The 21,420-nt window shown below is 67.4% G+C and carries 24 protein-coding genes; 13 read left to right on the top strand and 11 right to left on the bottom strand.

Annotated features, from left to right (window positions below):
• Positions 1-116: 116 nt before the first annotated feature.
• The 4 genes from VHS75_RS01970 to VHS75_RS01955 form a co-directional block, all read right to left on the bottom strand.
• Positions 117-1,454, bottom strand: coding sequence for a HAMP domain-containing sensor histidine kinase (locus VHS75_RS01970; RefSeq protein ID WP_329636922.1), 1,338 nt, complete (start codon positions 1,452-1,454; stop codon positions 117-119).
• A complete protein-coding gene (locus tag VHS75_RS01965; RefSeq protein WP_329636921.1) occupies positions 1,444-2,121 on the bottom strand; it encodes a response regulator transcription factor in 678 nt (225 codons plus the stop codon). The genes VHS75_RS01970 and VHS75_RS01965 overlap by 11 nt, the downstream gene beginning before the upstream one ends.
• 84 nt (positions 2,122-2,205) lie before the next feature.
• Complete coding sequence (locus VHS75_RS01960; RefSeq protein ID WP_329636920.1) at positions 2,206-2,787, bottom strand: hypothetical protein; 582 nt, start codon at positions 2,785-2,787, stop codon at positions 2,206-2,208.
• Between the two features lie 118 nt (positions 2,788-2,905).
• The gene (locus VHS75_RS01955; RefSeq protein ID WP_329636919.1) at positions 2,906-3,166 is read right to left on the bottom strand and encodes a hypothetical protein; all 261 of its coding nucleotides are present in this window, start codon (positions 3,164-3,166) and stop codon (positions 2,906-2,908) included.
• 134 nt (positions 3,167-3,300) lie between these two features.
• On the opposite strand from VHS75_RS01955, the gene VHS75_RS01950 reads away from it, so the two are divergent.
• The 4 genes from VHS75_RS01950 to VHS75_RS01935 all read left to right on the top strand — a co-directional run bounded on the left by VHS75_RS01950 (position 3,301) and on the right by VHS75_RS01935 (position 6,482).
• Positions 3,301-3,879: a TMEM175 family protein gene (locus VHS75_RS01950; RefSeq protein ID WP_329636918.1), complete on the top strand. Its 579-nt coding sequence runs from the start codon at positions 3,301-3,303 to the stop codon at positions 3,877-3,879.
• Positions 3,880-4,084: 205 nt separating this feature from the next.
• The gene (locus tag VHS75_RS01945; RefSeq protein ID WP_329636917.1) at positions 4,085-4,729 is read left to right on the top strand and encodes a M23 family metallopeptidase; all 645 of its coding nucleotides are present in this window, start codon (positions 4,085-4,087) and stop codon (positions 4,727-4,729) included.
• Positions 4,730-4,802: 73 nt separating this feature from the next.
• A complete protein-coding gene (locus VHS75_RS01940) occupies positions 4,803-6,062 on the top strand; it encodes an MFS transporter (protein ID WP_329636916.1) in 1,260 nt (419 codons plus the stop codon).
• 114 nt (positions 6,063-6,176) lie between these two features.
• Positions 6,177-6,482, top strand: a complete 306-nt coding sequence (locus VHS75_RS01935; RefSeq protein ID WP_329636915.1) for a glycine zipper 2TM domain-containing protein — start codon at positions 6,177-6,179, stop codon at positions 6,480-6,482.
• A 63-nt stretch (positions 6,483-6,545) separates the two neighbouring features.
• Here VHS75_RS01935 and VHS75_RS01930 read toward each other — a convergent pair whose 3' ends face one another.
• The 3 genes from VHS75_RS01930 to VHS75_RS01920 all read right to left on the bottom strand — a co-directional run bounded on the left by VHS75_RS01930 (position 6,546) and on the right by VHS75_RS01920 (position 8,960).
• The gene (locus VHS75_RS01930) at positions 6,546-8,141 is read right to left on the bottom strand and encodes a peptide ABC transporter substrate-binding protein (protein ID WP_329636938.1); all 1,596 of its coding nucleotides are present in this window, start codon (positions 8,139-8,141) and stop codon (positions 6,546-6,548) included.
• A gap of 70 nt (positions 8,142-8,211) precedes the next feature.
• Complete coding sequence (locus VHS75_RS01925; protein WP_329636914.1) at positions 8,212-8,484, bottom strand: usg protein; 273 nt, start codon at positions 8,482-8,484, stop codon at positions 8,212-8,214.
• A gap of 104 nt (positions 8,485-8,588) precedes the next feature.
• Positions 8,589-8,960, bottom strand: a complete 372-nt coding sequence (locus VHS75_RS01920; RefSeq protein ID WP_329636913.1) for a hypothetical protein — start codon at positions 8,958-8,960, stop codon at positions 8,589-8,591.
• Between the two features lie 156 nt (positions 8,961-9,116).
• Between VHS75_RS01920 and VHS75_RS01915 the strand changes: the two genes are divergently transcribed.
• The gene (locus VHS75_RS01915) at positions 9,117-10,400 is read left to right on the top strand and encodes an LLM class flavin-dependent oxidoreductase (RefSeq protein ID WP_329636912.1); all 1,284 of its coding nucleotides are present in this window, start codon (positions 9,117-9,119) and stop codon (positions 10,398-10,400) included.
• Positions 10,397-11,176, top strand: a complete 780-nt coding sequence (locus VHS75_RS01910; RefSeq protein ID WP_329636911.1) for an alpha/beta fold hydrolase — start codon at positions 10,397-10,399, stop codon at positions 11,174-11,176. Before VHS75_RS01915 ends, VHS75_RS01910 begins: the two co-directional genes overlap by 4 nt.
• A 148-nt stretch (positions 11,177-11,324) precedes the next feature.
• Here VHS75_RS01910 and VHS75_RS01905 read toward each other — a convergent pair whose 3' ends face one another.
• Positions 11,325-12,065: a DUF6065 family protein gene (locus VHS75_RS01905; RefSeq protein ID WP_329636910.1), complete on the bottom strand. Its 741-nt coding sequence runs from the start codon at positions 12,063-12,065 to the stop codon at positions 11,325-11,327.
• A gap of 75 nt (positions 12,066-12,140) precedes the next feature.
• On the opposite strand from VHS75_RS01905, the gene VHS75_RS01900 reads away from it, so the two are divergent.
• From VHS75_RS01900 to VHS75_RS01885, 4 genes are all read left to right on the top strand, one after another.
• Positions 12,141-12,743, top strand: coding sequence for an alpha-ketoglutarate-dependent dioxygenase AlkB (locus tag VHS75_RS01900; RefSeq protein ID WP_329636909.1), 603 nt, complete (start codon positions 12,141-12,143; stop codon positions 12,741-12,743).
• A 71-nt stretch (positions 12,744-12,814) separates the two neighbouring features.
• A complete protein-coding gene (locus VHS75_RS01895; protein WP_329636908.1) occupies positions 12,815-14,032 on the top strand; it encodes a parallel beta-helix domain-containing protein in 1,218 nt (405 codons plus the stop codon).
• Positions 14,029-15,087 (top strand): SO2930 family diheme c-type cytochrome, encoded by a 1,059-nt coding sequence (locus tag VHS75_RS01890; RefSeq protein WP_329636907.1) that lies wholly within the window; start codon positions 14,029-14,031, stop codon positions 15,085-15,087. Before VHS75_RS01895 ends, VHS75_RS01890 begins: the two co-directional genes overlap by 4 nt.
• A gap of 141 nt (positions 15,088-15,228) precedes the next feature.
• A complete protein-coding gene (locus VHS75_RS01885; RefSeq protein ID WP_329636906.1) occupies positions 15,229-15,843 on the top strand; it encodes a YceI family protein in 615 nt (204 codons plus the stop codon).
• Positions 15,844-15,953: 110 nt separating this feature from the next.
• Here VHS75_RS01885 and VHS75_RS01880 read toward each other — a convergent pair whose 3' ends face one another.
• The 3 genes from VHS75_RS01880 to VHS75_RS01870 all read right to left on the bottom strand — a co-directional run bounded on the left by VHS75_RS01880 (position 15,954) and on the right by VHS75_RS01870 (position 18,735).
• Complete coding sequence (locus tag VHS75_RS01880) at positions 15,954-17,051, bottom strand: class I SAM-dependent methyltransferase (protein WP_329636905.1); 1,098 nt, start codon at positions 17,049-17,051, stop codon at positions 15,954-15,956.
• Between the two features lie 147 nt (positions 17,052-17,198).
• Positions 17,199-18,434 carry an acyl-CoA dehydrogenase family protein gene (locus tag VHS75_RS01875; RefSeq protein WP_329636904.1) on the bottom strand — a complete coding sequence of 412 codons (1,236 nt, stop codon included), beginning with the start codon at positions 18,432-18,434 and terminating at the stop codon, positions 17,199-17,201.
• A 97-nt stretch (positions 18,435-18,531) separates the two neighbouring features.
• Entirely contained in the window at positions 18,532-18,735 is a 204-nt protein-coding gene (locus VHS75_RS01870; RefSeq protein WP_329636903.1) for a hypothetical protein, read from the bottom strand.
• Between the two features lie 185 nt (positions 18,736-18,920).
• Between VHS75_RS01870 and VHS75_RS01865 the strand changes: the two genes are divergently transcribed.
• The 3 genes from VHS75_RS01865 to VHS75_RS01855 all read left to right on the top strand — a co-directional run bounded on the left by VHS75_RS01865 (position 18,921) and on the right by VHS75_RS01855 (position 21,402).
• Positions 18,921-19,337, top strand: coding sequence for a rubrerythrin family protein (locus VHS75_RS01865; RefSeq protein ID WP_325557272.1), 417 nt, complete (start codon positions 18,921-18,923; stop codon positions 19,335-19,337).
• A gap of 81 nt (positions 19,338-19,418) precedes the next feature.
• Entirely contained in the window at positions 19,419-20,795 is a 1,377-nt protein-coding gene (locus VHS75_RS01860; protein ID WP_329636902.1) for a heterodisulfide reductase-related iron-sulfur binding cluster, read from the top strand.
• A gap of 13 nt (positions 20,796-20,808) precedes the next feature.
• Positions 20,809-21,402 carry a DUF3501 family protein gene (locus VHS75_RS01855; RefSeq protein ID WP_329636901.1) on the top strand — a complete coding sequence of 198 codons (594 nt, stop codon included), beginning with the start codon at positions 20,809-20,811 and terminating at the stop codon, positions 21,400-21,402.
• Positions 21,403-21,420 lie beyond the last annotated feature (18 nt).

The following is a 21,420-nucleotide window of genomic DNA, read 5'->3' as shown; positions in this document are numbered from 1 at the left end:
AGGGGTCCGCTGGCCAAGGGTCTGATATGCTGCGGAACCTAGTGGGACGGACGCCCTGATCGAGTGAATAAAATTTCACCGCTGAGCGGCGTAAATTACTTCTCTAAAACAGAGGCTTAGTACGACGGTCGACACTCGATGACCACCCGCAATCCAGGCTCGGATTCCTGCAGTTCCAGCCGGAAGCGATGCAGCCGCACGATCGCCGCGACGATGCTCAGGCCCAGGCCCGAGCCTGGCGTCAGCCGGTCCCGCTCGCTGCGGTAGAAACGTTGCAACACTGCCGTGCGTTCGCCGGGCGGCACGCCCGGGCCATTGTCCTGCACGATGATCCGCGGCCCAGCGCCGCCGGCCTCCAGCTCCAGACGGACCCGGCCGCCCTCGCCGGTGAACTTGATGGCGTTGTCGAGCAGGTTGCTCACCGCCTCGAACAGCAGCTTGGGATCCGCCTCGACGATGGCGGGGTGCGGCGCCGAAACCGACAGCTGCACGCCGGCCTCCTCCGCGAGCGGCTGGTAGAGCTCACCGGCCTGCTCGAGGATCCTGCCCAGCTCGGTCGCCGTGAAACCGGCGCTGCGCGCGCGGGTCTCAAGCTCGGAGATGCGCAGGATGGCGATGAATCGCTCCAGCACCTCGTCGAGCTCGGCGGTGACGCGACCGATGTCGGCGGGATCGACCTTGGGGGATTGCGCCAACCGGTGAAGCTGGGCGCGGGCGCGGGTCAGCGGCGTACGCAGGTCGTGGGCGATGGTGTCGCTGGAGGTCTTCACCTCGGCCATCAGCCGTTCGACCTCGCCCAGCATGTAGTTCACCGTGCCCGCGAACATGTCGAGCTCGTCGCCCTGGCCGCTGAAGGGCATGCGCCGTCGCAAGTCCCCGGCGGCGATGTCGTGGCTCGCCGCCTGCAGCAGCCGCAGCCGCCGCAACGGGCCGAGGCTCAGCGCGACGCCGCAGGCGAGGCCCGCGACGACGATGAGGACCCCGCTCCAGATCAAGGCCGAGGCGATGATCCGCCGGATTTCCCGCAGTTGGCTGATATCGCGCCCCACCACCAGCACCTCGCCCGACGGCAGGCGGCGGGCGAGCAGGCGGGTCGCCGCCGGGAAGTCGGCGGAGGCCGCCGCCTCGATCGGCCGTCCGCCCGGCTGCAGGGCCGCGGGCAAGACGCGCAGGTTGCCGGTGATCTTCGATCCGTCGGCGGCGAACAGCGCGAAGACGCTGGCCCGGCCGTTGACGAGCAGGGCGTCGTTGATGGTCTGGCGCAGCGCCGAGGGCGGCAGGGTCATCTCGGCGCTGGCCTGGGCGTCGAGGATCCGGTCGACCCGCTGAGTCAGATAGACAGCCGAGCGCACATAGACGAGGGCCAGGAGGGCGACGGCGCCGACCGTGAACAGCAGGCCGTAAAGCAGCGAGAGCCGGAAGGTCGAAGTCCGCCAGACCTCGCTAAGGCGCATACAGCATATAGCCCTGGCCCCGCTCGGTGCGGATCAGAGGCAGGAGGCCGGGGCCGTCGATCTTCCTGCGCAACTTGCCGACATGGACGTTGATCAGATTGGTGCCGGGGTCGAAATAGTACTCCCAGACCTTCTCGAAGATCATACGCCTTGTAAGCAGCTGGCCGGCGTTGCGCATCATGAATTCCAGAAGCTGGAACTCCATGGGCAGGAGCTCGATGCGCCGCTCGCCGCGGACCGCCTCGTGCTTGACCAGGTCCAGTTCCAGGTCGGCGACGCGCAGGCGCACTTCGGCGCCCGAGGTGCGGTGGCGGCGCAGCAGCACCTCCAGGCGCGCGACCAGCTCCTTGGGCGCGAACGGCTTGATCAGATAGTCGTCGCCGCCGGCGCGCAGGCCGTCGACACGGTCGTCCACATCGCTGAGCGCGCTGACCATCAGGACCGGGGCGTCCGAGCCCGCATCGCGCAGGGCCTTGATCAGAGCCAGACCGTCGAGGCCCGGCAACATGCGGTCGAGCGTGATCGCGTCGAATTGCTCGGTCATGGCCGCTTCCAGCCCGGCCGGCCCGTCGAACCGCCTCAGTGACTCGAACCCGCTGGCGGCCAGGCAGGCCGTGATCTCTTCGGCGGTCTGCGGATCGTCCTCGATCACCAGGATTCTAGGCATGGCCTAGCCGAATCTGAGGCTGGCGATGTCGAGGACATGCATGACGCGGCGGTGGCCTCCTGCCCCATGCGCGGTCGCCGGGGCTCATTGCATGACATGCTGTGACGCGAAGAGGGCCGAATCCAGGCTGGCCACGCATTTCGCGAAACTGCCGTTGATCGGATCGTACCCCACGCGCGCGCAGGCCATCTGTTCGCGCCGGCGGACCTCGTCGAAGGAGGCGTTGAAATAGGACCTAGCGGGCGGCGTCAGGCCCGCGGTGTCGATCCGCGCGATCGCGGCGTCGGCCGCGGGCGCCCCGTGGTCGGAGACCGTCGACAGTTCGCAGACCGGAAGGCCGGGGTCGCCGGCGGCCAGCCCCTTGCCGAGGCAGGCGCGACGGGCCTCGTCCAGCGCCACGCCATGGGCGCGGCCCTGGCTCAGGGTCACGGCGGAGCTCGAAAGGTTGGCGACGCAATCGGCGGAGAGGCCAAGTCCATCCGGAATGCCCATGACCGAGCGGCAGATCTGATGCACCTGCGCCAGCTGCGCGGGAGCCAGGCGCAGGGGGTTATAGGGGCCCGCGGTGGCGCAGCCCGCAATCGCGGCGATGGAGACAACGCCGATCAACAGGCCGGCCGCGACGCGACCGCCTGATAGGGATGAGAGTTTGGCAGGTTTGGGCATGATCGCGCCGCCGGTCTGAGGTGACTCAATCGGCGAGCGAGGCCGTCGAGCGGCCTGAAAACTATCGCTCGATCAGAGGCGAGCCAGTGAAATAAGTTTCACCGCCGTGATCCCCACCTCAGGCGAACGGCAGCCTGAACCCCGGCCCATAGATCCAGCCTTCAGCGATATAGAAGCCCGTTTCCACGCTGGGGGCGCCGACCGGGCCCCAGATCCAGCCGCCCGCAACCCAATGCTGGGTGTCCATGTCGGCCGCGCCGTCCGGGCCCCAGATCCAGTTGTCAGCGATCCAGAACTTGCCGTTCTGCTCGGACTGGCTGCTGTAGATCCAGCCGTCCTGGATCCAGGCGACGGGGACGATCTTCGCGTTTCGCGTCACCTGGGTCTCACTCGCACCTTCACCTGGCCAGTTCCCCCAGGATAGCCGCCGCGCCGGAGCCGGGACAGCGCCGAGGATGACGGCGGCGCGGCTCAAGCCCTAAGGTCGGCTGCAGGTCGGGGAGAACTTCAGCGATGGGCAAGGAACGGCTGACGGCGTTCACCGATGGGGTGGTGGCGATCATCATCACCATCATGGTGCTGGAGCTGAAGGTTCCGCACGGGACGGCGCTGACCGACCTTATCTCCATCCTGCCGGTGTTCCTCAGCTATGTGCTGAGCTTCATCTACGTCGGCATCTACTGGAACAACCACCACCATATGCTGACCCTCTGCCGGACGGTCACCGGGCCGATCCTGTGGGCCAACATGTATCTGCTGCTCTGGCTCTCGCTGGTGCCCTTCGCCACGGCCTGGATGGGCGAGAATCAGCTCTCGGCCGGTCCGGTGGCGCTCTATGGCGGCGTGCTGATCATGAACGCGTTGGCCTACACCATGCTGATGACGATGCTGATCCGCCACGAGGGGCCGGACTCGGCCCTGGCGCAGGCCATGGGCCGCGATTTCAAAGGCAAGGTCTCGCTCGTCGCCTACGCCGCCGCCCTGGTGCTGGCCTTCGTCCAGCCGATCGCCTCGGTGGCGATCTATGTGATCGTGGCCGCCGTCTGGTTCATTCCCGACCGCCGGGTGGAGCGGACGCTGGGCGCATCCTGAAGCAGCGCGCTCCACCGCCACATCGCAGTCAAATTCTGATGATTTCAGGATGTGTAGCAGCGCGTCCGTCCCGATCGATGTCGTGACGCCGCACTGAAACGGCTCCCCTCGGCATTGGAATGTGTATCCGGCGATGAAAGTTCCAGGCGTGCTTCCGGCTAAGCTTAATCGACTCGTCGAAAAGCGCGATTCACCGCCGAGAAGCTTGGCTGTTCTGGCTGTCGCCGTCCTGTCCGCCGCCATTTCACTGGGCATCGCCGAGGCCGCGGTGCGCGCCGAGAGCCACGGTCCGGGCCCACATACCCTCGCCGCCAGCCTGACCTCCGGTTCCTCGCCGGCCCAGCTGACCGTCAGGACCCGCCTGGTCTGGGAAGGCGCGGACCTCGACGGCGACGGCCAGGCCGACATCGCCAATCCCACCGGCCAGGCGCCGCGCGGCGAGGACGCCTATGGCGAGGGCCGCTTCCATGCCTCGCGCGACGGCGGCGAGCGCGAGCACGAAGGCGTCGACTACGTCGCCACCGCCGGTCAGAGCGTGGCCGCGCCGATCAGCGGCTATGTCTCGAAGATCGGCCTCGCCTACCCCGACGACCAGACGCTGAAGTTCGTCGAGATCGAAAACCCCGCCCTGCACCTGACGGCGCGCGCCTTCTACGTCGATCCGGATGTGGCGGTGGGCGACGCGGTGGCGGTGGGCCAGCCGATCGGCCACGCCCACAGCTTGCAGCAGCGCTATCCCCTGGGCATCACCGATCACGTCCACCTGGAGATCGCCGAGAAGGGCCGCAAGATGGACGCCGCCACCCTGATCACAGCGCACGCCGAAACCGACCGGACGGCGGCCGACTGACTCCCGCGCGCTTCGCTTGTCAGCCGGTCCGGAACATCGTTCAGTGACCGCGGGGCGAGTTCGGGGGAACGGCGTGGCGGCGATCGATCTGAAGGCGGCCCCTCGGCCGGTGACGTTCGGCAACGGCGTCGTGGCGCTGTTGGCGCTGGCGATCTTCATCAACTACGTCGACCGCGGAAACCTGGCCACCGCCGCGCCGCTGATCAAGGACGAGCTTCATCTGTCGGCCAGCAGGATCGGCCTGCTGCTCTCGGTGTTCTTCTGGACCTATGTGCCGGGCCAGATCCTGGCGGGCTGGCTGGTCGAGAAGATCAACGCCTACCGCACCTATGCGCTGGGCCTGGCGCTCTGGTCGATCGCCACCGCGCTGACCGGCGTGGCGAGCGGCTTTTCGATGCTGATCGCGCTGCGCCTGCTACTGGGGGTCGGCGAGAGCGTGGCCTTCCCCTGCTCGTCGCAGCTGATCGCCCAGCACCTGCCGCAACACCGCCTGGGCGTGGCCAACGGCCTGACGGCCATGGGCCTGTCGCTGGGGCCTGCGTTCGGCACCTTCGCGGGCGGCCTCTTCATGGCCCACTACGGCTGGCGGAACCTGTTCCTGTTCTTCGGCCTCGCCTCGCTCTTGTGGCTCTGGCCGTGGCTCGCCTCGACGCGCCACCTGTCCAAGGCCCACGACGACGCGCCGAGGATCGACCGCGCCCCGCCGTTCCGCGAAATCCTTAGGAAACGCGAGGCGTGGGGCGCCGGGATCGGCCATTTCTGCAACAACTACGCCTTCTATTTCGTGATCTCCTGGCTGCCGCTCTACCTGGTGAAGGCCCGCGGCTTCACCGTGCCGCAGATGGCCGAGCTGGGCGGGCTGATCTACGTCACCTACGCGGCCAGCTCGATGGTCGCCGGCTGGCTATCGGACCGCTGGCTGGCGGCGGGCGGATCGGTAACCCTGGTGCGCAAGACCATCATCGTCAGCGGCCACGCGACCATCGCAATCGCCATGCTGGGCTGCATGTTGGGCAGCGCGCCTGTGGCCACCGCCAGCCTGTTCCTGGCCGGCGTCGCCTTCGGCTTCAATGCGCCGTCGCTCTACGCCATCGGCCAGACGCTGGGCGGCAAGGTCGGCGGCGGCAAGTGGATCGCCTTCCAGAACTGCATTGGCAACTTGGCGGGCATCGTCGCGCCGATCGTCACCGGCTTTGTCGTCGACCGCACCGGCCAGTTCACCTGGGCCTTCGCGGTCGCCGGCGCCGTGGCCTTCGGCGGGGTGATCTGCTGGGGGCTGGTGGTGGGCAAGATCGCGCCGCTCGCCTGGGCCGCAGCGCCCGCCGCGGTCTGACGCCACGCTCGCATAAGCGTCGCCTTGGCGACATAAGGGGTAGCCTCGGATGCAACCTTTGCCGTGGCGGCGGGTTTAGTGCCGAGCGTGTCCGCGACCCTTAGGAGATATCTCGTGCGCAACAAATTTCTCGCGGCCCTGGTGTGCTCGGCGCTCGCCGTGAGCGCCGTCGTCCCCACCGTCGCCCAGGCCGAACGCCACCGGGTGAAGGTCTGCCGTGATGTGAGCAGCCGGGGCGCGCGCAACACCGGCACCGTCGTCGGCGCCGTCGCCGGCGGTCTCGCGGGCAACGCGCTCTCGCACGGCGGCGGCAAGACCGGCGGAACGATCATCGGCGCGGGCCTTGGCGCCGTCGCCGGCCACCAGATCGCCAAGCACAACGACACCCACGTCCGGTGCCACTGGGAATACCGCGGCTAGAGCTTTTGTCTAGTCGCTCTTCCTGATCGCCTGACTTGATCCAAGTCAGGCGGGAAACGCTCGCTAGCGCTGGCGGCAGAGCCAGCGGGCCCGGTGGTTGTTCAGCGGATTGTCGACCCAGCCGGTGATCCTCGGGTTCACCAGGCTGCGACTGACGCTGAAACCCACCGGCGCCATGCCCTCATCGTCCAGCATCAGCTGTTCGGCCCGCTTCAGGATTTGGGCGCGACGGCCGGCGTCGGCCTCATGGTCGGCCTGTAGCAGGAGCGCGTCGTAGACGGGGTTCTTATAGTCGCCGTAGTTCTGCGCGCCGGTGTCGGATTTCAGCAGGCCCAAGAAGGTCATCGGGTCGTTGAAGTCGGCGTACCAGCTCATGTAGCCCACCTGGAAATCCCGGTCGCGATAGGCGGCGAAGGCGATCTGGCCCTCGTTCTGGGCGATCGTCGCCTCGACGCCGATGGCGCGCCAATCGGCCTGGATGGCCTCGGTGACCAGCAGGGTCTCGCTGGCGTTGGCGACCTTGATCTCCAGCTTCAGCGGATGGGCGGGCGTGAAGCCGGCCTGGGCCAGCAGGGCCTTGGCCTCGATCTGCCGTTGGGCCAGCGGCTCGCTCGCCCAGCGCGCCGCGGCGCCATAGGCGTAGTTGTGCACCCCGGGCGGCACGAAGCTGTAGGCCGGGACCTGACCGGCCCGTTGCAGCTTGCCGGTGATGAAGTCGCGGTCGATCGCCTCCGACAGCGCCCGGCGCACCCGGATATCCTGCAGGGATTTCACGTCGCGGGTGTTGAACGACAGATAGTAGGTGGCCAGCACCAGGGCCGGGCGCGCATAGCCCGGCATGACCGCCTGGATGTGCTGCAACCGGTTCGACTGGAAGGTGGTGTTGATGTCCAGCTCGCCGCGCTGCACCCGCCGCTCGGCCGAGACCACGTCGGCGGTGGGGTAGTAGTTGATCCGGTCGACGCAGACGTGGGCCGCATCGAAGAACTGCGGGTTCTTGGCCAGACGGACGTAGTCGCCGAGCCGCCAGGCCGCGAGCGTGTAGGGGCCGTCCGAGACATAGGTTCCTGGGGTCACCCACCTGTCGCCGGCCTTCTCCACCACATGCCGCGGCACGGGATAGAAGCTCTGGTGCATCAAGAGTTCCGGCAGATAGGGCGCCGGATGCTCCAGGGTGAGTTCGAGGGTGTGGGCGTCGATCGCCCGGACGCCCACCGCCGACAGCGGCGCCTTGCCGTCGTTCACCGCCTGGCCGTTCTTCAGCAGCGTGACGAGGTAGGCATAGATCGAGGCGGTCTTCGGATCGAGGATCCGGCGATAGGAATAGACGAAATCGTCGGCGGTCAGGGGAACACCGTCCGACCACTTCGCGTCGCGGAGCCTGAACGTCCAGGTCAGGCCGTCGGGGCTGGTCGTCCAGGACTGCGCCACCCCCGGCTGCGGCGAGCCGTCCGCCGCCTCGGTGGTCAGGCCCACCATCAGGTCGCCGATGATCCGGCCCTCGGTGATCAGGTTGGCGGTCTGCGGATCGAGGGTGAGCGGCTCGGTCTCGTTGCCGTACTCCAGGCAGACCTGACCGGCCGGACAGGCGGGCCGCTGGACCTTGCCCTGGCAGCCGGCCAGCGCCAGCGCCGCGACGACGAACAAGAGCAACGGCATGCGCAAGAGGCGGCGTCTCCCCAGACCTGGCGCCATCACGCCATCGCGCCGGGAGAAATGTCGAGGCGCCTCAGTGCAGGCGGAATTCGCCGTCCAGAGCGCGCAGCTCCGCCGGCTTGATCAGCCGGCAGTGGCCCACCGTGACCTTGAACAGCGGGCCGTCGAGGGTGCGGATCCAGAAATCCAGGAAACCCTTGAGCTGCGGAAACTCCGGGAACAGGTCGTAGTCCTGCCAGAGATAGCTCTGCAGCAGCGCCGGATGGTCGGGCATGCGGTAGAGGATCTCGGCGGTGGTCAGGCCGTAGCCTTCCATCTGCCTGCGGAACTCCGGTGACGCTTGCATGCGACTGCTCCGAAACGCTCTCTACACGCCCCAAGCGTAAGCATGATTCGAAGATAAGGTTCCGAAAAAACAGTATCTTAGCACTCACCAAGCGGGACTGCTGCTTAGGGCTTGGGGATCAACCTGACCGGGATCGGCGGTGCAATCGGCGTCCAGGCCAGCGCGGCAATGACGTCATTGCTCTCCCGCGCCTCGCGGCCTTCCGCCAGCGACCAGGTGATGTGGAAGGTCCCACCATCCGGCCGCGAGGGACCGCCGCCGATGGCCACCACCAAGGCCTGGACGCCCACGCCATCGTCCGCCACGCCGACGATCTCGCCCAACGTTTCGGCCGGCGGCGCGGCGGCGGCGCCGAACTTCAGCGTCACGTGATGGGCCACGACGACTGGATAGCGCGGCGGGATGCGGGCAAGCAAAACCTCGCGTGCAGCCGGGTCGACCAGCCAGCCGGTGTAGACATGGGTCGGGTCGGCCATGGGTGTCGAATCGCGGTTGGCGCCTGTCGCTTCCGGGTTATCGTCGTTCAGATGACCGCCCAGCAAGCCTGACCATAGGTCAGGCTCAGGTTGGAAAACAGGCGAACCCAATCCATAGCGGATTGGGTTCGTGGGGCGGCGTCCGGAGGATGGCCCATGAAGTTCACCTGGTTCAACCTGATGCCGTGGCCCTATCTGCCGGACGACTTCCGGGAGAAGAACCGCTCGGTCTGGGTGGATATCGACCAGAAGCTGTTCGACCCGGCCAAGAGCCACGAGGTCTACAACACCTACATGGACCTGCTGGAATACGCCGACGCCCTGGGCTTCGACGGCGTGGGGGTGAACGAGCACCATCAGAACGGCTACGGCATCATGCCCAGCCCCAATATCATCGCCGCCGGCCTGGCGCGCCGCACGAAGGACGCGGCCATCGTGGTGCTGGGCAATTCCATCGCGCTCTACAACCCGCCGATCCGCGTGGCCGAGGAGTTCGCCATGCTGGACTGCATTTCCGGCGGGCGGCTGGTGGCGGGGTTCCCAGTCGGGACCTCGATGGACACCAATTATTGCTACGGCCAGATCCCCGGCCTGACGCGGGAGAAATATCAGGAAGCCCACGACCTGATCATCAAGGCCTGGACGACGCGCGAGCCCTTCGCCTGGAACGGCCGCTACTCGAAGCTGCGGCACGTCAACATCTGGCCGCGCCCGATCCAACAGCCGCATCCGCCGGTGCATATCCCCGGCGGCGGATCGGTGGAGACCTACGACTTCTGCATCGACAACACCTATAGCTACTCCTACCTCAGCTTCTCCGGCTACCTGCGGGCCCAGGCGCTGATGAGCGGCTACTGGAAGCGGGTGGAAGAGCGCGGGGTCGACAAGAGCCCCTATCGCGCCGGCTTCGCCCAGACGATCCTGGTGGCCGACACCGATGAAGAGGCCGAGCGGCTCTATGCCGAGCACGTCAGCTATTTCTACAACCGCTGCCTGCACGTCTATCCGGGCTTCGCCGACGCGCCCGGCTACCGCACCATCAAGACCATCCAGTCGGGCGCGCTCAGCCAGTACGCCCCGCCGCGCGGCGGCTATGCGACGCTGAGCTGGAAGGATCTGGTGGAGGGCGGCCACGTGATCGCCGGGTCGCCGGAGACGGTGCGCCAGCGGATGGAGGCGCTCTGCAAGGGCCTCAACGTCGGCAACATCTTCTGCCTGATGCACGTGGGGAACATGCCGGCCGACAAGTGCATGTATTCCACGAAGCTGTTCGCCGAGAAGGTGATGCCGAAGCTGCGCGGCATGTTCCCCGATTGGGCCGACGACAACCGCTTCTGGACCACGCCGCTGGACAAGCGGGTGACCGCCGGGCGGCTGCCGAAGGAAGCGCCGAGCGCCGCCGATCTCCGCAAGACCTATGCTCTGGAGGCGGGGGAATGATCGAGCTCAAGACCGTCCAGACGGCCCACGTTCCGGTCCGCTATTTCGAGGGCGGCTCAGGCCCCGATCTCGTCTTCCTGCACGGCGCCGGCGGGGTGACGGCCGAGGATCCGTTCCTGAACGCCCTCGCCGCCAAGCACCACGTCTACGCCCCGCTGATCCCGGGCTACGGCGACTCGGAGGAAGCGCCCGAGATCCGCGACATGCTGGATTTCACCCTGCACAGTTGGGATGTGGTCGAAGCGTTGGGGTGCAAGGACCCGATCCTGGTCGGCCACTCCATGGGCGGGATGATCGCCGCGGAGATGGCCGCCGTCGCGCCGAACGACCTGACGCGCCTGGCGCTGATCGCCCCGGCCGGCCTATGGGACGACGATCATCCGGTGGTCGACATGTTCTCGACCCTGCCGTTCGAGATGCCGCAGCTGCTGTTCCATGACGCCGAGGCCGGCGCGGCCATCCTGACCGCCGGGCGCAACGTCGAGGACCCGGGCTTCCTGCAGGCCTATCTGGTGACCAACGCGCGCCAGCTCGGCATGGCCGGGCGGATCCTGTTCCCGATCCCGGAACGTGGGCTCAGCCAGCGCCTCTACCGGATCAAGGCCAGGACGGTGATCGTCTGGGGCGACTCGGACCGGATGATCCCGCCCACCTACGCCCACGCCTTCAAGAAGGGCATCGCCGGCGCCCAGCTGGTCTCGATCCCCGAGGCCGGCCACATGATCATCGTCGAGAAGACGGCGGCGGTGGTGGAGGCGATTTCGACCCTCGGCTAGCCCGACCCACGATCGTCATCCTCCGGGCAGCCGCAGGCTGATCCGGGGGACCCAAGCCGAGTTGCAGAACGGGCGAGGCCGCATGGGTCCCCCGGATCGCCTCTTCGGGCGACCGGAGGATGACGAGGCTTTTGTGGGAAGCCGGCGCTTATTCTGCCTTCGGCTTTTTCAGCCTGCGCTTGTTGATGTGCGCCGCCGGCGCCGGGCCGCCGCGTTCGGGAGGCGCGCCGCGGAAGTAGTGGCGTTGCCAGGATTCCTTAAGCGTCTCCGCGTCGCCCTCGTTGAGCTTGCGATTGAACTCGCTGCGTGAGGTCGACCAGGCCTCGTACTGCGCCTTGAGGTCCGGCTCGGAGTCGAGGGTGCGGACCACCGGGACGACGGCGTCCGCCCGGCTGTGCTCGACCACATTGATGAAGCAGAAGGGCTCGTCCTTCTCGAACCGCACCCGGCCGGGCGCCGTGAACAGCCAGTTCATCGTGAAGGGGAACGGCAGCCAGTCGGTCTCCACCAGCCCGTCCAGGGCCTGGATGCCATGCTTGATGTGGTTGGGTGGTCCCGACACCGAGAGCGCCCAGCCCGGCGGGGTTCGGAACAGGTAGCCGGTGTGGAAGGTGAGCGTCGCATAGGCGAAGTGCGACATGACGAAGCCGGCGGTCTCCTGCCCCGGTTTGTCCGGGACGATCGCGATGTCGGTGGTGGCGTCGCCGCCGTTCCACTCGGCGGTGAAGCCGAAGGGGCAGAGGATCTGCCAGCCGGTGGTGTTGGCCATGGTCAGCGGCAGGCAGCGGTAGGGCGTGCGCCCGCCAAAGGCGTCCATCCACGGCCGGTCCGGCTCGCCGGGGACGAGCCTGGGCGGGTTGTCGCCGGTGGTGAAGCATTCGAGCTGCATGGCGCCATCAACGCCGGATGCGGAGCGTCGTGGCAAGGAGTCTCGGATGCGCTGCCGGCGCACTACATGGGAGCCATGTCCGCCGCCCTTCAACCGACCCTGTTCGATCTCAAGCCACAGCCGAAGCTGCCCGCAGGCTTCTCCCACCAGCCCGAGTTCCTGTCGGCGCAGGAGGAGGCCGAACTCGCCGGCTGGCTCGCGACCCTGCCCTTCGAGGCGTTCCAGTTCCGCGGCTATGAGGGCAAGCGCCGCGTGGTCTCCTTCGGCTGGAAGTACGATTTCACCCGCAGCCACCTGACCCGCGCCGACGATATGCCGGCCGAGCTGTTGGCCGTGCGCGAGCGCGCCGCGGCTTTCGTCGGGCTGGAGGCGGAGGACCTGCAACAGTGCCTGTTGAACGAGTACCTGCCCGGCGCGCCGATCGGCTGGCACCGCGACCGGCCGATGTTCGAGAAGGTGGTGGGCATCTCCCTGCTCAGCCCTTGCAACTTCCGCCTCCGCCACGCGGTGGGGGACAGCTTCGAACGCACCGCGGTCCAGCTCGAACCCCGCTCGATCTACGGCATCACCGGCGAGGCGCGCACCGCCTGGGAGCATTCGATTCCGCCGGTGAAAGCCCACCGGTACTCGATCACCTTCCGCAACTTCCGCGACGAAGCGCCCCAAGCTGGCCATTGATTGCCGCTGCGGGAGCGGTCCATACGAAGTTGAACGGCGCGTCACGTTGCCGGATTTCGGAGGAGCCCCGCATGAAGGGTTTGCTGATCACCACAGCGGCAGCCGCGCTGCTGGTCGGCCAGGCTGAGGCCAAGGTTCTGACCGTCACCCCAGGCGGCGACGCCCAGGAGAAGATCCAGACCGCCCTGCTGGACGCCAAGCCCGGCGACACGGTGATGATCGCCGCCGGCCGCTATGAGCTGACCGACGGCCTATCGCTGGACGTGGCCGGGGTGACGGTGAAGGGCGCGGGACCCGCGGCGACGATCCTCTCCTTCGACGGCCAGAAGAGCTCCGGCGAGGGCTTCCTGGTCACCTCCAACCGCGTGACGATCCGCGACCTGGGCGTCGAGAACTGCAAGGGCGACGGGATCAAGTCCAAGGGCGTGGACCAGATCACCTTCAAGAACCTGCGCGTCGAGTGGACCGCGGGGCCCAAGTCGACCAATGGCGCCTACGGCGTCTATCCGGTGGCCTCGACCAATGTGCTGATCGACGGCGTGGTGGTGAAGGGCGCGTCGGACGCCGGCATCTATGTCGGGCAGTCGAAGAACATCATCGTCCGCAACAGCGAGGCCCAGTTCAACGTGGCCGGCATCGAGATCGAGAACTCAATGAACGCCGACGTGCATGACAATCTTTCGGCCCACAACGCGGGCGGCATCCTGGTCTTCGACCTGCCGAACCTGCCGCAGATGGGCGGCCGCTCGACGCGGGTCTTCCACAACCGCGTGGTCCAGAACGACACCAAGAACTTCGCCAGGAAGGGCGCGATCGTCGGCGACGTGCCCACCGGCACCGGGGTCATGGTGATGGCCAACCGCGACATCCATGTCTTCGACAACGAGATCGACCAGAACCAGACCGCCGCGGTGATGATCGTCAGCTACACCCAGAACTACGACGACCTGACCTACAACCCGTTGCCGCGCGACATCGTCGTGCGCGACAACCGGATCGGCAAGAACGGCTGGGCGCCGCTGTTCCCCGGCGGCGATATCATCGCCAAGGCGATGGGCGGGACGATCCCGCCGGTGGTCTGGGACGGGGTCACCAACTTCACGCCCAAGGGCATGACCGCACCGGTGGCGGTGCATGTCCACCTCACCGACGGGCCGGTGGCCAACCTGCACTTCGCCGCGCCGGGCAACGTCTTCAGCGCCAAGCCGCAGGTGACGCCGACCATCGACGACGGCGCCATCGCCGAGCCGAAGGCGGTCGTGCTGCCCAAGGCGCAAGCCGCCCTATGAGGACCCTGCTCGCCGCGCTTGCGGCGGTGCTCTGCCTGGGCGCCGCGCCCGCGCCGGAGGTTGGCGTGGCGCTGGGCGCGCTGATGTCCGCGACGCCGGCCCCGACGCTCAGCGCCTATCGCCTGTTCGTCGGCGAGGGCGTCGACCATCCGAACGCTGGCCTGACGCCCTATGCGCTGAACACACCGCTGTTCAGCGACTACGCCGAGAAGGCCCGCCTGCTCTACCTGCCGCCCGGAACCCACGCCGCCTATCGGCCGACCGGCGCGCTGGAGCTGCCGGTGGGCGCGACCCTGGTGAAGACCTTCGCCTATCCGGCCGACCTGCGCCGGCCCGGTGAGAAGGTCCGCCTGATCGAGACCCGTTTGCTGATCCATCGCCGCTCCGGCTGGGTGGCGCTGACCTATGTCTGGAACAACGAACGCACCGAGGCGCGGCTGAAGCGAGCCGGCGCGCGGCTCGACGTCAACTTCATCGACACCCACGGCCAGAGCCGCCAGGTCGACTATCACGTGCCCAACCAGAACCAGTGCAAGGAGTGCCACTCGCTCTCCGGCCGCATCGCCCCGATCGGCGTCAAGGCGCGCAACCTGAACGGCGACTTCGCCTATCCGGAAGGAACAGAGAACCAGCTCGCCCACTGGACGCAGACCGGCCTGCTCACCGGCGCGCCGACGCCGGACAAGGCGCCGCGCACCGCCGTCTGGGACAACCCCGCCGAGCCGCTGGACGCCCGCGCCCGGGCCTACCTCGACGGCAACTGCGGCCACTGCCACAACCCGCGCGGCGAGGCCTCCAACACCGGCCTGTTCCTCAACCTGGAAGAGGCGCGGCCGGCGAAGTTCGGGATCGGCAAGCGGCCAGTGGCGGCGGGCAAGGGCTCCGGCGACCTGGAGACCGACCTGGTCCCCGGGCATCCGGATGCGTCGATCACCGCCTACCGCATGGCCTCCACCGATCCGGGCGTGATGATGCCGGAGCTGGGCCGCTCGGTGGTGCACGACGAGGGCCTGGCCCTGGTGCGCGACTACATCGCCAAGATGCAGACTCGCTGACTCTAGAATTTCCGTTTCGGAAATAGTCTTGGGCCGATCCGGTCGATTATCATTCGAGTGACCCAGCGTTACCTCAGCGCTGCGCGGTCGGAACCCGATGGCGCACCCGTCATTCGTCCATCCAACCGGAAGGCCCGTATCGTGCGCAATCTCTACAAATCCGCCGCCTTCGCCGCGGCCGTGCTGGCGTTCTCCGCCGCCGGCGCCGCCCAGGCGCAGCTCACCACCTCGCCCGCCGCCGTTCAGGCCGGGACCTACAAACTCGATCCTAACCACAGCAAGATCACCTGGTCGGTGACCCACTTCGGCTTCTCGACCTATATTGGCCAGTTCGGCCACGTGGACGGGACGCTGAAGGTCGACCCGAAGGCGGTCGGCGCCACGGCGCTGGACGTCACCGTCGACGCCAATTCCCTGGGCACCCTGAATGCGGCGCTCGACACCCACGTCAAGTCGAAGGACTTCCTGGATGTCGCGACCTTCCCGACCGCGACCTTCAAGGCCAGCAAGGTCACCCCGACCGGCGAGAAGACCGCCGACATCGCCGGCGACCTGACGCTGCACGGCGTCACCAAGCCCGTCGTGGTCCACGCAGTGTTCAACCAGGGCGGCGTCAATCCGCTCGACAAGAAGTACTCGCTGGGCTTCGCCGGAACCGCCGAGATCGTTCGCTCGGACTTCGGCATCAAGTCCTACGTCCCGGCGATCAGCGACAAGGTCACCCTCACCATCGAGGCCGAGTTCAAGGCCGGCTAAGGCCGCCCAAGAGCGCTCCTCCCCCCATAGGTCTCGATGAGGCGAAAGGGCCGCTCCCCTCCGGGCGACCCTTTCTGCTGTCCGGAACAGATCGCCAGGCGGCCTGGGCCTTACGGCCGGACCTCGAAGATCAGATTGAACGGCGTCTCCGTGGCGCGGCGGAAGCGGGTGAAGCCGGCTTCCGCCGTGACCGCCCGCAGCCTGGCCTCTCCCGCTTGGGCGCCCAGACCCAGGCCCACGTCCTGACTGAGCGACGCCGGGGTGCACAGCATGGTCGAGGCCGAATAGAAGAGCCGGCCCACCGGGTTGAGGTTGTCGGCCATGTCGTCGTGCGCGAACGGTTCGACGAGCAGCCACGTCCCGTCGGGCTTAAGGGTCTTGCGGATATGCCGCGCCGCGCCGACCGGGTCGCCCATGTCGTGCAGGGCGTCGAAGATGCAGACAAGGTCATAGCCTTCGCCGGGATAGCTGTCAGCGGCCGCGGTCTGGAAGTCCGTCCGTCCGGCCACCCCGGCTTCGGCCGCCAGAGCCTGCGCGCGCTCGATCGACGGGCCGTGGTAGTCGAAGCCGATGAAGCGCGACTTCGGATAGGCCTTGGCCATCAGGATGGTTGAGGCGCCGTGGCCGCAGCCAACGTCGGCGACCCTCGCGCCCATGGCCAGCTTCTCGGCCACGCCGTCCAGGGCCGGAATCCAGTTGCTGACCAGATTGGCGTTGTAGCCGGGCCGGAAGAACCGCTCGGTCCCTCGGAACAGGCAGACATCGTGCTCATGCCAGCCGAAACCGGCGCCAGCCTTGAACGCCTTGGAGAGCTTGGGCTCGTCCTTGAACATCGCCGCGATGATCTCATAGCCGCCGGCCATGAAGGCCGGGCTCTCTTCGTCGGCGAAGACGGTCGCCTGCTCCGGCGACATGAAGAAGCGACCGCTCTTGGCGTCATAGGTCACATATTCCGACGCCGCCTGGGCGGCCAGCCATTCGCGGGCGTAGCGCTCCTTTATGCCGGCGGCTTCGGCCAACTCGGCGGAGGTCGAAGGTCCCCGCTCGGCCAGGGCTTTGTAGAGGCCCAGGCGGTCGCCCAGCACAACCAGGGCGCCGGAGATCGCCGCGCCCATGTCGCCGACCATCTTGCCCATGAAGTCGTTGAGCTTGTCCGGGTCCGGGGCCGCCCGAGGCGGCGCGAGGGGTTCGAGGGTTTCGGAAGCCATGCCGCATCTCCTGATGAGGCGATCGGCGGCCCACATGCGTACGGCCCCGCATCGCCGGTTTGGATACACGCTGGAACTGAGCGGACCGAAGCCTACGTCCTCAGAACACCGGGCGCCCCACACGTTCTCGCGAGGGCGCCGCGCGCCCTAGAGCAGATCGCCACCGGCTGCGGCCGCGGTCGTGCCGTCCTTCTGAAAGGCCTTGATGACGTTGCGGCCGACGGTCCAGCGGTGGACCTCATCGGGTCCGTCCACCAGCCGCTGCGAGCGGATGTGGGTGTACCAGGCGGCGAGCGGGGTATCGCGGCTGTAGCCCAGTGCGCCGTGCAGCTGGATGGCGGTGTCGACCACGTGGTGGACCATGTGCGCCAGATAGACCTTGGCGATGGAGTTCTCCTGCCGAAGGTCCAGGCCCTTCTCCGCCTTGTAGGCGATGTGCAGCAACATCAGGCGCGAGATGTAGAGTTGGGTCGCGCACTCGGCCATCATGAACTGGACGGCCTGGCGGTCGGAGAGCAGCGAGCCGAAGGTCTTGCGGTCGGTGATCCGGGCCGCGGCCATGTCCAGCGCGCGTTGCGCCAGCGCGACGTTGTGCATGCCGTGGCGCAGGCGGCCATAGGCCAGGCGATGCTGGCCCATGTTGAAGCCGTTGCCCTCGCCGCCCAGCAGGTTCTCCGCCGGCACCTTCAGATCGTTGATCTCGATCTCGGCGTGGCCGCCGCCCATGATGTGGCTGAGCGGACCCTCGAGGGCCATGGTCGGGATGTCGCGCTTGATCTTGTAGCCGGGGTCCGGCAGCTCGACGATGAAGGTGGAATAGCGCTGGTGACGCGGGGCGTCGGGATCGGTCATGGCCATGACCAGGGCCAGGTCCGCGGCGCTGGCGGCCGAGGAGAACCACTTCTCGCCGTTCAGGATGTAGTTCTCGTTGCCGTCCTTGACCGCGCGGGTCTGCATGCCGGTGGCGTCGGCGCCGGAGGCCTTTTCGGTCATCGAGTAGCAGACGCGCTTTTCGCCGTTCAGCAGCGGCTTGAGGAATTTCTCCTTCTGGTAGTCGGTGCCGTGCGCCAGCAGGGTCAGGATGGTGGCGTCATCCGGCCCCTGGCTGTTCATGGACAGAGCGCCCAGATGGCTCTCGCCGAGCTCCATCTGAACCAGCGCATTGGCCAGCGGGCCCAGGCCCATGCCGCCGTGCTCCTTGGGCACGAACGGCAGCCACAGGCCCTGGGCACGGGCCTTGCCGCGCAGCTCGGCCAGTACAGTCTTGTAGCTGTCCTTGTCTGTCACCCGCGTCTCGGCAGGGATGCATTCGTCGTGCACCCATTGGCGCACGCGCTCGCGCACGGCCTTGGCGTCCGGCGGGATCTCGAAGTCGATGGACATGGCGTTTCCCTCTTGCCTGGCGTTGGTTGGCGCAAGCTAAGGGTCGGCCATGGGCCGGCGGCAAGCCTCCGTTCGGCCGCCGCCGGAAAAACTGCGGCTAGCGTTCGTCCATGTGGCCGCGTTCGTCGGCTTCCTTGCGCGCCTTCTCCAGGTCTGCGCCTTCCGGGCCTTCGAGCGCGGCCTCGGCATCCTTGGCCTTCTGTTCGATGCCGCCCTTCTTCACGAAGGCGCGCTCTTCCTTGTCGAATTTTCGCGCGGCGTCGTAGTTGCCCTCGCCCTGGATTTTCGACTTGTCGGTCATGGCCACGCTCCTCTGCCTCTGGAGGGCGTAACCGCAGGTCTCGGTCCGAGGTTCCGAATAGATCTCATCTATCTTATCAATAGAAATAAACGATTAGCTCTATTGTCCTCGAAGGCGATAGTGAGCCATTGGAAGCACCTCGCCGCCGGCGCCGGCCGGCGGACCGCCAACACAGGGAGACGACGATGAGCCTCGCCAGCAGCAAGACCCTCGACAACCTCAAGGCCGCCTTCGCGGGCGAGAGCCAGGCGAACCGCCGCTACCTCTACTTCGCGCAAAAGGCCGACGTGGAAGGCTACAACGACGTCGCCGCCGTGTTCCGCTCGACGGCGGAAGGCGAGACCGGCCACGCCCACGGCCACCTGGAGTTCATGGAAGCCGTCGGCGACCCCGCCACGGGCCTGCCGATCGGCGGCACCTCACTGAACCTGAAGGCCGCCATCGCCGGCGAAACCCACGAATACACCGACATGTATCCGGGCATGGCGCGCACCGCGCGCGAAGAGAACTTCGACGAGATCGCCGACTGGTTCGAGACCCTGGCCAAGGCCGAGAAGTCCCACGCCGGCCGCTTCCAGCGCGCCCTCGACACGCTGGACTGATCTTCTTCTCAACAAAGCTCGTCATCCCGGACGGCCTGACAAGGCCGATCCGGGATGACGGGAATCTTCGGGCGGTGACCGGTGAGTGACGACGTGAACAGCTCGGCAGGTCCGCCGCGCGAGGGTAGCCTCGACGCGCCGTTCCGGCATCCGATCGCCTGGCAGGACGAGGCCTACTATGACCTCGCCAAGGTCGAGGCGGAGATGGAGCGGCAGTTCGACGTCTGTCACACATGCCGCCGCTGCTTCAATCTGTGCGACAGCTTCCCGCGGCTGTTCGACCTGATCGACGAGAGCAAGACCGGCGAGCTGGATAGCGTGGCGAAGGCTGACTACGCCAAGGTCGATGAGGCCTGCACGCTCTGCGACATGTGCTTCCTGACGAAGTGCCCCTATGTCCCGCCGCACCCCTTCGACATCGACATCCCGCACCTGATCCTGCGCTACCGGGCGGCCAAGCGGAAAGCCGGCCACCGCGAGTTCGTCCGCGACCAGCTGGGCAAGACCGACCGTAATGGCAAGCTCGCCAAGCCCTTCGCCGGCGTCGTCAACGCCATGAGCGCGCGCAAGAACACGCCGCTGCGCAAGCTCCTGGAAGCGATCGCCCAGATCGACGCCGAGGCCGAGCTGCCGACCTATCATTCGAAGACCGCCACCGACCGGCTGAAGGGCCCGCTGGCGCCGAACCCGGACGGCCCGGCCTTCGGCCAGCGCAAGGTCGCGCTCTATGCGACCTGCTTCGTCGACTACAACGAGCCGGACACTGCGGTCGCCGCCGCCCGCGTGCTGGCGCTCCAGGGCTGCGAGGTGACGCTGGTCTATCCGGAATGCTGCGGCATGCCGCAACTGGAAGGCGGCGACCTGAAGGACGTGGCCGGGCGCGCGGAGCGGGTGTCGAAGGTCTTCGCGCCCTACATCACCGAGGGCTACGACGTCGTGGCGCTGACTGCCTCCTGCGGCCTGATGATGAAGTTCGAGTGGCCGCTGATCGAGCCTGAGAACAAGGAGGTCGTGGCCCTGTCGGCGGCCACCAGGGACATCTGCGAATATGTCGTCGAGCTGCAGAAGGCCCATGGCCTGACCGAGGGGCTGACGCCGGTCGAAGGCGGGATCACCCTGCACCACGCCTGCCACGCCCGGGCCCAGAACATGGGCGCGAAGTCCGCCGAGATGCTGCGCCTGATCCCCGACACCCGCGTGGAGCTGGTGGAGCGCTGCTCCGGCCACGGCGGCACCTTCGGGGTGATGAAGGCCACCCACCAGGTCGCCAACAAGGTGGGTCGGCCCACGGCCCGCCAGGTGGCGAGCAAGGGGACCGAGACGCTGTGCTCGGACTGCCCGCTGGCCTGCAAGCACCTGGGCCAACTGCTCAGCGCCGAGACCCAGCCCGAGGCCCACGCCGCCCCGCGCCAGGCCCATCCCATCGAGATCTTCGCCCGCGCCTACGGCGCGTTCTGAGAAAGCCAGACCCGTGCCCGCCAGCGCCCGCCAGATCACCCCCGCCGACCTGATCCCTGACGCGGACTACGCCAAGGAACGCCGCGAGCGCCGCGCCGCTCTGCTGCCGGTCAAGCGCCTGCGCCGCGTCGCGCTCGGGCCGATCTGCACTTTGATTTTCGAAAGTTACGACACCATGCTGTTCCAGGTGCAGGAGATGCTGCTCACCGAAAAGGGCGGCGCCGAGCAGGTCCCCGACGAACTGGCCGCCTACAATCCGCTGATCCCTCAGGGCGCCGAGCTGGTCGCCACGGTGATGTTCGAGATCGTCGACGAGGTGCGCCGCGAGCAGACGCTCGCCCGCCTCGGTGGCGTCGAGGACACCTTCTTCATCCAGGTCGGCGACGAGAAGGCGCGCGGAGCGCCCGAGGGCGATGTCGAGCGCACGCGGGAGGATGGCAAGACCTCGTCGGTCCATTTCCTGCGCTTCCCGCTGACCGCCGACCATATCGCCCGTTTCCGCGATCCGGCCACCCAGATCCTGATCGGCTGCGGCCACGAGGGCTACAGCCACCTCGCCGGCCTGACGCCCGCCACGCGCGCCGAACTGGCCAAGGACTTCGCCTAGGAGCGCTCTTGTAAGCGC

The sequence above is a fragment of the Phenylobacterium sp. genome, from assembly GCF_036264965.1.
GTDB lineage: Bacteria > Pseudomonadota > Alphaproteobacteria > Caulobacterales > Caulobacteraceae > Phenylobacterium.
This window is presented reverse-complemented; position numbering and strand designations above follow the sequence as displayed.